We start from the raw sequence: 10,529 nt of genomic DNA, 5'->3' as shown, positions 1-10,529 counted from the left end.
TTCGTGAGGTTGTGTGATAGTGCTCCATCCGTGTGATGAACTGCTAGATAGCCCTCCAGTGTGTGTCGAGACGGATCCGACGCCCCCCGAAATCTACACTACCCCCTTCGTCGGCAGCGTCAGATGTGCATAAGAGACACCGCCCAAGCCCCCCACTCCCCGCACACTTTCTGCCCCACGCAAGACCTCCGCTCTGCGCAAGATCTCCGCTCTGCGCAAAACCTCTCCTCTGCGCAGGACCACTGCTAGGCGCGTGTCTCGCGTCGTTGCGGTCGTGTTTGCGGTGCTGACGGCCTCGGCGGGGCTTGGCGTTCCGGCTCGCGCCGCTGAGGGCGGTGTTCGGTTCGGGGATGCGGGCGGCATCCACGTCGTGAAAGTGCGGCAGATCGACGATCGGCAGTACACGGTTCGCGTGAGCACGGCGGCGCTGGGGCGGGCTGTGGATGTCCGCATCCTGTTGCCGACCGGCTATGCGCGCGCCGGCACGCGTTACCCCGTCCTCTACCTGTTCCATGGGACGTCCGGACGGGCCTCCGACTGGGTCGACGCAGGCGACGCCGAGAAGACGACCGCCGAGCGGCCGCTGATCACCGTCATGCCGGACGCGGGCTTCGACGGCAACGGCGGCGGCTGGTTCACCGACTGGGCCGATTCGAACACCGAGCTGGGGCCGTCCAAGTGGGAGACCTTCCACGTCGGCCAGCTGATCCCGTGGATCGACCGCAACCTGCGCACCGTCGCCCGCCGCGAAGGCAGGGCCATCGCGGGGCTGTCGCAGGGCGGGTTCGGGGCGATGAGTTACGCGGCCCGGCATCCCGATTCGTTCGTGTCGGCCGCGTCGTTCTCCGGTGCGCCCGATATCGCCTACAACCCGGTGGTCTCGGTGGGTGCGACCGCCGTCGTCTCCTACATCGCGGTCGCCCTCAACAAGGTGAGCCCGGACGCGATCTTCGGCTCGCGGCTCACGGACGAGATCAACTGGCGCGGCCACGACCCCGCCGACCTCGCGTCCAACCTGCGCGGCATGCGGCTTGCGCTCTACACCGCGACCGGTATCCCCGGCCCGCTCGACCCGCCGCAGCCGGACCTGTACGCGATCGGCATCGAGGCCCTCACGCACGCCTCGACGGTCAGCTTCCACCAGCGGCTGGACGAGCTGAAGATCCCCAGCCGGTACACCGACTACGTGTTCGGCACCCACATCTTCCCGTACTGGGCGCGTGACCTGCGGCAGTACATGGGCCCGCTGATGCGGACGTTCGCCGACCCTCCCCGTCCACCTACGAAGACCTCCTACCGGTCGATCGACCGGACCTGGTCACAGTGGGGCTGGACGGTCTCCCTCAACCGCCGGAAGCCGCAGGAGTTCAGCACGCTCACCAAGGCGTCCAAGAAGGGCTTCACGCTGCGGGCCACCGGAACCGCCACGGTCACGACGCCCGCGTTCTACCGTCCAGGCACACGTGTCGTCATCCGCCTTAGGAATCGGGTCATCAAGGCAACGACCGGCCCGTACGGACGGCTCACTGTCACGCTCCCGCGCGCACACGGCGTCACCACAGCGCGGGTGAGCATCACCTCACGTTAGGCGTCCAAAGCCCCCGATCGCAGGAGGAGGCGAACGTGCTCGACGATCGGGGGCCCGACCGCCTGCAACGCCTCCATATCACCCGCCGCGACCGCGGGCGTCACCATCGAACTCACCGCCGACACGATGACCTGGCACGCGAATTCGCCCGCCTGACCGGTCACGCCCATAAGGCCCACCAGGGCCTGCGCCAGGTCGTGCTGTATCTCGGACCGTCGCCGGATGGCCTCCGGACCGGCCGCGTACACCTCAACCAGGAACAGCCGTGCGTAACCCGGTTCGGACGCCAGCGCCTCCAGGTAGGTGGTGATGGCCTGCTCGAACCGGGCCGCCGCGTCGCCTTCGCCCTTCACGGCGCCTTCCAGCTGGCGGATGAGCAGTTCGCTCGCCTGGTCGAACGCGGCCATGAAGCAGTCGAGCTTGGACGAGAACAGCCCGTAGAAGCTCTGCCGGGACACCCTGGCCCGTTTGAGGACGTCCTCAACCGACGTTCCGACGTACCCTTTCTCCGTCATCGCCGCGGCCATGGCCGCGCACAGGCGGTCCCGGTGCACGCGCTCGACCTCCGCACGGGACAGCGCGTGCCGGCCCCGGGGGAGCCGGCGCGGTGCGGGGCGGGGCGCGGAGCTCTGCATCCGCTCAGGTTAAGGCACCGCCGCCCGCCTCCCGTGTCGTCCGATATCAGGTGATGAGACCGGTGTGATGGCATTCACCCAACGGTCCGTACACTGGGCGAACGGGACCGTGACCCGCCGCGGGACGAACAACCTTCGGTCCCGCGTTTCGGCGCGCCGTGACCCTGCCTTCACGTACGCGGTGGGACGTACGTCACACTAGGCATGTAGGTGTTCGAGGAGGAGAAGCGTGACCGATCGCGACGTGGACGTTCTGAGCAGAGCCCCGCTCTTCGAGGCCCTCGATGAGCAGGGCGCCAAGGCGCTGCGCGCCAACGTGACCGAGGCGCGGCTCGCGCGCGGTCAGACGCTGTTCAACGAGGGCGAGACCGGAGACCGGCTGTACGTCGTCCTGGAGGGCAAGATCAAGCTGACCCGGACGGCGCCGGACGGCCGGGAGAACCTGCTGAGCGTGCTCGGCCCGAGCGAGATGTTCGGCGAGCTGTCCCTGTTCGACCCCCGCCCCCGCACCGCGAGCGCCATCGCGGTCACCGAGTGCCGCCTCGCCGGGCTCGGCCACGACGACCTGCGGCCCTGGCTCACCGGGCACCCGGAGGTCGCCGTCCAGCTGCTCCGCGCCCTCGCGCAGCGGCTCCGCAAGACCAACGATGTGATGGCCGACCTCGTCTTCACCGACGTGCCCGGACGCGTCGCGAAGGCGCTGCTCGACCTCGCGGAGCGGTTCGGCCAGCCGTCCGAGGCGGGCCTGCACGTGCACCACGACCTCACGCAGGAGGAACTGGCGCAGCTCGTCGGCGCCTCCCGCGAGACGGTCAACAAGGCGCTCGCCGACTTCGCGCAGCGCAACTGGCTGCGCATAGAGGCGCGCGCCGTCGTCATCCTCGACATCGAACGCCTCCGCAAGCGCTCGAAGTAGCCGGCAGCACCCGGAGCAGCTAGCCGCGCTCGTTGAGGTAGTCCAGCTGCGACTGGACCGACCATTCGGCCGCGGGCCAGAGGGACTTGTCGACGTCGGCGTAGACCCGTTCGACGACCTCGCGCGCCGTGCGCGCGCCCGCGGCCACGGCCGCCTCGACCTGCGCGAGGCGTTCGCGGCGATGGTCGATGTAGTGGTCGAGGACGGCGATCGGGTCGTCCAGCTTGGGCCCGTGACCGGGGAGGATGGTGGCGGCCTCGACGTCGGTGGAGAACGTGCGGAGCCGGTCGAGCGAGCTCAGGTAGTCGCCGAGGCCGCCCTCCAGCACGGTCGTCCCGTACCCGAGGACGGTGTCGCCGGTGAGGACGGCGCCGTCCGCCGGCAGCCAGAAGGTGAGCGAGTCGTCGCTGTGGCCCGGCGTCTCCATGATCCGCAGCTCCAGGCCGCCCGTGGTGACGACGTCCCCTTCGGCGAGCCCCTCGTCGCCGAGCCGGTGCGCAGGGTCGAGCGCCCGCACCTTGACGGAGCCGCCGGCGAGCTTCGCGAGCTTTCCGGCACCGGCGGAATGGTCGGGATGTCCGTGGGTGAGCAGGACGAGCCCGACCCGCCGCCCCTGCGCCTCGATCACGTCCAGGACGCGCTTGAGGTGCTTGCCGTCCTTGGGCCCGGGGTCGACGACGACCGCCTCGTCCGACCCGGGCTCGGCGATGATCCAGGTGTTCGTGCCGTCCAGGGTCATGGCGGACGGGTTCGGAGCGAGCACGCAGGTCGCCCGTTCGGTACCCATCCCGTCGATCTCCGTCATGTCTCCCATCCTGCCCGAGGCCCGATCCGGGTGACGGGCCGGGTTCCAGCCGAAACGGTCGAGATGCCGCAGCGCGGATGTGCCGGCCAGCCGCCACAGGACGGCCTGCGACACCGGTACGCGCCTCATCCGTGCGGGTAGTGCCGCTCGACGCCCTCCGGCAGGACGAGGTACGCCTCGCCGTTGATGATCTCCGCCGTGGGCTCGTGGACGACGATCTCGCGCGGCGCGGCCAGCACGTCCGCCACCGTGTCGTACTCGGCCAGCTCGGCCAGCGTCGCGATCGTCGGCGGCAGCATCATCCACTCGCCCTTCTCCGCGCGCTCGGCCGCCTCCGCCGGCCGCACCCAGGCGACCTGGTCGGCCTCGGTGCTGACGTCCCTGGCCCGCTGCCCCGCCGGCATCGCGGCGACGAAGAACCGGGTGTCGTAGCGCTTCGGCTCCATCGCCGGGGTGATCCAGTGCGCCCACGGCCGCAGCAGGTCGGCGCGCAGCACGAGGCCGCGCCGGTCGAGTAACCCGCCGAACGACTGGGAACGGTCCAGCAGCGCCTGCCGGTCGGTCTCCCATTCGTCGCCGCGCGTGTCGTCCACGACCGTCCCGCTCGTCGGCCCGGCCAGCAGGACGAGCGTCTCCTCGAACGTCTCCCGGACCGCCGCGCACACCAGCTCGCGGGCCAGCGTCTCGTCCGCGTGGAACGCCGTCCCCCACTCGGCGGGCGGCGGCCCGCACCAGGCCAGCTCCGCCTCGCCGTCGCGCGGGTCGACCGACCCGCCCGGGAACACGTAGGCGCCCGGCGCGAACGCCATCGACCGGACGCGCCGCAGCATGAACGCCTGCAGGCCGTGCCGCTCGTGATCGCGGAGCACGACGACCGTGGCCGCGTGCCGGGCGGGAACGGGCTCGGCCCGGCCCGCCCGGATGTCCTCGATCCGATCCCGGAAACTCGCCGGCAGCTTCAGCCCGTTCACAGTGCCCATGGCGGCCCATTCGGACATACCGAATGGCGTTCCGTCAAGCCTGCGTCCTACTGGACCTCGGCGATGAGCTCCACCTCGACGGGCACGTCGCGGGGCAGGACGGCGACGCCCACCGCGCTGCGCGCGTGCTTGCCCGCGTCCCCGAACACCTCGGCCAGCAGATCGCTCGCCCCGTTGACCACCTGCGGCTGCCCGGTGAAGTCCGGGGCGCTGGCGACGAACCCGACGACCTTCACGATCCGGACGACCCGCGACAGCTCGCCGACCTCGGCCTTGAGCGCCGCGACGCAGTTCAGCGCGCAGATCCGCGCCTGCTTGGCGGCCTCCTCGGCGCTGACCTCCGCGCCCACCTTCCCGGTGGCGCCCAGCTCGCCCTTCACCAGCGGGATCTGGCCCGCCGTGTAGACGAGCGACCCCGTCCGCGCGGTCGGGACGTACGACGCGACCGGCGGGACGAGGTCGGGCAGCTCGATCCCCAGTTCCTGGAGCCGCTCCTCGGGCGTGCTCATGACCACTCCTCCTCGTTGAGGGCGTTCACTCCGACACGACTTCGCGCTTGAAGTAGGCCACCAGGTTCTCCGGGTTCGGCCCCGGCAGGACGGTGACGAGCTCCCACCCGTCCTGCCCCCAGTTGTCAAGAATCTGCTTGGTCGCGTGCACCAGCAGCGGAACGGTCGCGTACTCCCACTTCTTCATGGCATCACCCTAGCGATCACCCCACTGGAACCCCGTTCGAATCCCTCGTTCAGAGCGCACCCGGCCCCGGACACCAGCGTGGTGCGGTGTCCGGGGGCCGGCTCGGCCAAGGGTGTGCCGTGGGGTCAGCGGGGGCGGTGCTGGTCGCCGCGCCGGTCGCCGCTCGTTATGCCGCGCTGTTCGTCGCCGGACGACGAGGATTCGCGCTTCGGCTCGTCCAGGCCGATGACCGGTGGGACGTTCTCGGCCGATTCCAGGGTCGAGGGCTGCTCCGCCGCCTTGGCGAGATCCTGCTCGGCCTTGGCGAGGCGTTCGCCGAGGCCGAGGCCGGTCTCACCGCCCTCGCCGGAGCGGTCGGACCCGCCCGCGACCTTGTCGAAGAACCGCAGGATCTCGACCGGCAGCGGCATGACCAGCGTGCTGTTCTTCTCGGCCGAGACCTCCACGACCGTCTGCAGCAGGCGCAGCTGGAGGGCCGCCGGGTCCTGCGACATGATCTCCGCGGCGGCGGCGAGGCGCTTGGACGCCTGGAACTCGCCGTCCGCGGTGATGATGCGGGCGCGGCGTTCCCGTTCCGCCTCCGCCTCCCGCGCCATGGACCGCTTCATGCCCTCGGGCAGCGAGACGTCCTTGATCTCGACGAGCTCGATCAGGATGCCCCACGGCCCCTCGGTGATCTTGTCGATGATCGTTCGGAGCCGTGCGTTGATCTTCTCGCGCTCGCCGAGCAGCTCCTGCATGTCGGCCTGGCCGATGACCGACCGCAGCGACGTCTGCGCCACCTGCGAGACGGCGTACCCGTAGTTGTGCACGTTCACGATCGCCTTCACCGGGTCGACCACCCGGAAGTAGACGACGGCGTCGACGCGGACGCTGACGTTGTCCTGGGTGATGCCGTCCTGCCCGGGCACCCCCATGGTGATCGTCTGCTGGCTGACCTTCTGCATGCGTTCGACGACCGGCAGGATGGCCGTCAGGCCCGGGGTTCGCACCGCGCCGGGGCGCAGCTGCCCGCCGCGCTGGACCTGGCCGAACCGGAACACGATCCCGTGCTCGAACTGCTGGACGACGCGGACCGACGACGCCAGGACGATCAGTCCGCCGACGACGACGATGAGCAAGATGATGAGGGCCACCGCTTCCATCACGGCACCTTTCTCACGTGGGCGGCCGGGCCCGGGGAGCGCCTGGGCACCGGCAGAACTCTGCATCCGTGAGGATCCAGATGGAACCGCCCGTGGACGGCTCACGTTTCCCAGCTAACCGCGCGGGCACGCCCGTGTACAACGTCCGCACGGATGATCTTGCACGGAACCGTGTCAGGGATCACTTGCATACGGGCGGACGCCCTCTGAAGTGTTTGCCGAGTGAACGATATGGTCGATCGGGTGAGCGCGAGAGACACCGACTGGGACGGCGTACGCCTCCATGTGGTCACCGGCAAGGGCGGCACGGGGAAGACGACCGTCGCCGCGGCCCTCGCCCTTGCCCTGGCCGCCGGGGGCCGCAAGGTCCTGCTCGTCGAGGTCGAGGGACGCCAGGGCATCGCCCAGCTCTTCGACTGCCCGCCCCTCCCGTACGAGGAGCGCCGCGTCGCGGTCGCCCCGGGCGGCGGGGACGTGTACGCGCTCGCCATCGACACCGAAGAGGCGCTCATCGAGTACCTCGAAATGTTCTACAACCTCAAGCGCGCCGGGAAGGCGATGACCAAGCTCGGCATCGTCGACTTCGTCACCACCATCGCCCCCGGCCTGCGCGACGTCATCCTCACCGGCAAGACCTCCGAATCGGTGCGCCGCAAGAAGAAGGACGGCTCGTTCATCTACGACGCCGTCGTCATGGACGCTCCCCCCACCGGCCGCATCACGAAGTTCCTGAACGTGAACGAGGAAGTCTCCGGTCTCGCCAAGGTCGGCCCCGTCCGGAACCATGCCGACACCGTGATGAAGGTCGTGCGCAGCCCCGAAACCGCCGTGCACTTCGTCACGCTCCTTGAGGAGATGCCCGTCCAGGAGACGATGGACGGCATCCGTGACCTCACCGACGTCGGCCTCCCGATCGGCGGCGTCATCGTGAACATGGAGCACGAGCCCGTCCTCAGCGAGGACGACCTCGCCGCGGCCGCCGACGGCACCCTCGACACCGACGAGATCGTCCGCGGCGTGAAGGCCGCGGGCCTCGAACACGACGCCGAGTCGATCGCCGCCGTCCTCGCCGCCGAGGCCGGCGACCATGCTCGCCGCACCGCCCTCCAGCGCCGCGAGAAGGAGCGCCTCGACTCCATCGACCGCCCCCGCTACACCCTCCCGATGCTCTCGGACGGCATGGACCTGGCCGGCCTCTACGACCTGGCCGCCGCCCTCCGCACCCAAGGCGCCGCATGACCGCCCCCGCGTGCCCGTCCGACAAGGTGAACCGATGAGCCCGACCGGCAAGACCCCTCCCGTCCTGGACGTCGACGCGCTGCTCGACGACCCGCGCACGAAGATCATCGTGTGCTGCGGGTCGGGCGGCGTGGGGAAGACGACCACGGCCGCCGCGCTCGGGGTGCGCGCCGCCGAGCGGGGACGGGACGTCGTCGTCCTCACCGTGGACCCGGCGCGCCGGCTCGCCCAGTCCATGGGCCTGTCGGAGCTCGACAACAACCCGCGCAAGATCGAGATCGACGGCGACGGCGAGCTGCACGCCATGATGCTCGACATGAAGCGCACCTTCGACGAGATCGTCGAGGCGCACGCCGACCCGGACCGGGCGAAGCAGATCCTCGCCAACCCCTTCTACCAGTCGCTCTCCTCGTCGCTGTCGGGCACGCAGGAGTACATGGCGATGGAGAAGCTCGGGCAGCTGCACCGCTCCGGCGCCTGGGACCTCATCATCGTGGACACGCCGCCGTCCCGGAACGCCCTGGACTTCCTGGACGCCCCCGAGCGCATGGGCCGCTTCCTCGACGGCCGCTTCATGAAGATCCTCGCCGCGCCGGCCAAGACCGGCGGCCGCTTCGGCGTCAAGGTGATCAGCGCCGGGTTCGGCATGTTCACCGGGGCCATCAACAAGGTCCTCGGCGTCCAGCTGCTGCGGGACGTGCAGACGTTCGTCGCCGCGTTCGACACGATGTTCGGCGGGTTCCGGGAGCGGGCCGAGAAGACGTTCAGGCTCCTGCAGACCCCCGGCACCGCGTTCCTCGTCGTCGCCGCCCCCGAGCCGGACGCGCTCCGCGAGGCGTCCTACTTCGTCGAGCGTCTCGCCGAGGAGCGCATGCCGCTCGCCGGCCTCGTCGTCAACCGCGTCCACGAATCCGCGGCCGACGCGCTGTCCGCCGCCCGCAGCCAGGCCGCCGCCGAAACGCTGGAGGAACGCGGCGAGCACACGCTGACCGCGGCCCTGCTCCGCCTGCACACCGACCGGATGCAGCTCGCCGCCCGCGAGGAACGCCTCCGCGACCACTTCGCGTCCACGCACCCGACGGTCCCGGCCACAGCGGTCCCCGCCCAGGCCGAGGACGTCCACGACCTGGACGGCCTCCGCCAGGTGGGCGAAGACCTGGCCGCCCCTACCTCGACCCCAACCGCCGCCTGAGTCGTCCGCGCGCGCTAGGCGGTCTTCTTGGGGACGTAAAGGCGGATGTCGTCGACGTAGGCGGAGCCCTCGTAGTAGTTCAAGTGCGGGTCACCGATGATGAAGGAGTCTGGGTAAGCCGAGCCCTTGGACCAGGTGTGCTCGGTGACGTACGTCCCAGCGGGGCCCTTGTGGAGGAGTCGGCGGTCGAAGCGGCCGTCGTACTCGCCCGGCGTCTGGTTGTAGTGCCAGATCGGACGGCCGTCCTCTGTAGTACTCGTTGGTCAACTACTCGGCCCTGAGGACCTGGCTTGCCCTGTCCTCGGGCGTTGTTCGCGCTCCCGACTGCCCGCTACGGCGGGGCGGTCACGGGTCGCATCCACCTGCCCTCATGCCATGTGGGGGCGGGTTGGGGCATGTTGACGAATACCCACGCCGAGCGTGCGCGGTTGCGTACGTTGACCCCGGTGACGACGTCGGCGGGCCCAGCGAGACCGCACCGACGACACTGAAAGTGATCCCGCGAGGGACGGTTGTTCCTCGCGGTGTGGCCGCAGCGCGGGCAGCGCTGCGAGGTGTAGGCCGGATCCACCTCGATGAACGGCACGGCAGCAGCTTCACCTGCACCACCAATTTCACAATCCGTGACTGTATCATTACGCCAGTCGCGGCGAATCGTCCAAGCGGTGCGTGGGCAGGGTTCGGAGGCGCGAGGCTGCCACCGGGAGGAGACGACCCGAGAACGTAGCCGCGGGCCCGCACCGCGAAGAACGGTGCGGACCCGCGGCCACGCTTTATTGGACTTCTGCCGGACGCCTGGACGGGCCGCATGGCCCGCCGTGGTCAGCTGGCGACGAGCTCCTGCTCCTCGTCGTCCGTCTCGACCGACCGCTCGTACTCTTCCTTCGCGGTCTCCAGCAGGTCGCGCCACGACCGCACATCCGGCCGCCGCCGCAGCAGTGCCCGGCGCTCGCGCTCGGTCATCCCGCCCCAGACGCCGAACTCGATCCTGTTGTCGAGGGCGTCCGCGAGACACTCCGTGCGCACCGGGCAGCCGCGGCAGATGAGCTTGGCCCGGTTCTGCGCCGCTCCCTGCACGAACAGGGCGTCCGGATCCGCGTTACGGCAGGCGGCGCGGGCGGTCCAATCCGTGATCCACATCTTGGCCCCACTCCCCTAGGGTCTGTGTCGATTTGCGCTCCTTGGCCGGACGGGCGCGGACGTCAGGCCGCCAAACGAAAGCCGTGGGGAAGAACTTACGGAAGCGAGGGACGTTTCAACAGTCCCCGATGGGCCCATTCTCGATATAGCCCACCGGGGCCATACCGCCGGAACGGACTAGTTACCTGTAGTT

Annotated in this window: 12 protein-coding genes; 4 read left to right on the top strand and 8 right to left on the bottom strand. The window is 69.9% G+C overall.

The window, feature by feature from the left end; translation table 11 throughout:
- Positions 1–370 precede the first annotated feature (370 nt).
- A complete protein-coding gene (locus tag HUX53_RS24335) occupies positions 371–1,588 on the top strand; it encodes an alpha/beta hydrolase family protein (RefSeq protein WP_176405542.1) in 1,218 nt (405 codons plus the stop codon).
- Here HUX53_RS24335 and HUX53_RS24330 read toward each other — a convergent pair.
- Positions 1,585–2,223: a TetR/AcrR family transcriptional regulator gene (locus HUX53_RS24330; protein ID WP_176405541.1), complete on the bottom strand. Its 639-nt coding sequence runs from the start codon at positions 2,221–2,223 to the stop codon at positions 1,585–1,587. The two genes, HUX53_RS24335 and HUX53_RS24330, sit on opposite strands and share 4 nt — an antisense overlap.
- Before the next feature lie 229 nt (positions 2,224–2,452).
- Here HUX53_RS24330 and HUX53_RS24325 point away from each other — a divergent pair, with 229 nt between their 5' ends.
- Positions 2,453–3,139, top strand: a complete 687-nt coding sequence (locus HUX53_RS24325) for a Crp/Fnr family transcriptional regulator (protein WP_131935942.1) — start codon at positions 2,453–2,455, stop codon at positions 3,137–3,139.
- Between the two features lie 19 nt (positions 3,140–3,158).
- Here HUX53_RS24325 and HUX53_RS24320 read toward each other — a convergent pair whose 3' ends face one another.
- The 5 genes from HUX53_RS24320 to HUX53_RS24300 form a co-directional block, all read right to left on the bottom strand.
- Positions 3,159–3,944, bottom strand: coding sequence for an MBL fold metallo-hydrolase (locus HUX53_RS24320; protein WP_255205576.1), 786 nt, complete (start codon positions 3,942–3,944; stop codon positions 3,159–3,161).
- 125 nt (positions 3,945–4,069) lie between these two features.
- Positions 4,070–4,924, bottom strand: a complete 855-nt coding sequence (locus tag HUX53_RS24315; RefSeq protein ID WP_176405539.1) for an NUDIX hydrolase — start codon at positions 4,922–4,924, stop codon at positions 4,070–4,072.
- A 47-nt stretch (positions 4,925–4,971) separates the two neighbouring features.
- The gene (locus HUX53_RS24310) at positions 4,972–5,433 is read right to left on the bottom strand and encodes a RidA family protein (RefSeq protein ID WP_176405538.1); all 462 of its coding nucleotides are present in this window, start codon (positions 5,431–5,433) and stop codon (positions 4,972–4,974) included.
- 25 nt (positions 5,434–5,458) lie between these two features.
- Entirely contained in the window at positions 5,459–5,620 is a 162-nt protein-coding gene (locus tag HUX53_RS24305; RefSeq protein ID WP_176405537.1) for a DUF4177 domain-containing protein, read from the bottom strand.
- 125 nt (positions 5,621–5,745) lie between these two features.
- Positions 5,746–6,765 (bottom strand): slipin family protein, encoded by a 1,020-nt coding sequence (locus HUX53_RS24300; protein WP_217919839.1) that lies wholly within the window; start codon positions 6,763–6,765, stop codon positions 5,746–5,748.
- Positions 6,766–7,008: 243 nt separating this feature from the next.
- Here HUX53_RS24300 and HUX53_RS24295 point away from each other — a divergent pair, with 243 nt between their 5' ends.
- Complete coding sequence (locus HUX53_RS24295) at positions 7,009–8,004, top strand: ArsA-related P-loop ATPase (RefSeq protein WP_309237411.1); 996 nt, start codon at positions 7,009–7,011, stop codon at positions 8,002–8,004.
- A gap of 34 nt (positions 8,005–8,038) precedes the next feature.
- On the top strand, positions 8,039–9,196 hold the full coding sequence (locus HUX53_RS24290; protein ID WP_176405536.1) for an ArsA family ATPase: 1,158 nt from the start codon (positions 8,039–8,041) through the stop codon (positions 9,194–9,196).
- A 331-nt stretch (positions 9,197–9,527) separates the two neighbouring features.
- On the opposite strand, the gene HUX53_RS42630 is transcribed toward HUX53_RS24290, so the two are convergent.
- Both HUX53_RS42630 and HUX53_RS24280 read right to left on the bottom strand, forming a co-directional pair.
- A complete protein-coding gene (locus tag HUX53_RS42630) occupies positions 9,528–9,782 on the bottom strand; it encodes a zinc ribbon domain-containing protein (RefSeq protein ID WP_217919838.1) in 255 nt (84 codons plus the stop codon).
- Between the two features lie 236 nt (positions 9,783–10,018).
- On the bottom strand, positions 10,019–10,336 hold the full coding sequence (locus HUX53_RS24280; RefSeq protein ID WP_176405535.1) for a WhiB family transcriptional regulator: 318 nt from the start codon (positions 10,334–10,336) through the stop codon (positions 10,019–10,021).
- Positions 10,337–10,529: the final 193 nt, after the last annotated feature.

Origin of the sequence: Actinomadura sp. BRA 177 (genome assembly GCF_013372625.1) — a bacterium.
Taxonomy (GTDB): Bacteria; Actinomycetota; Actinomycetes; order Streptosporangiales; family Streptosporangiaceae; genus Spirillospora.
This window is presented reverse-complemented; position numbering and strand designations above follow the sequence as displayed.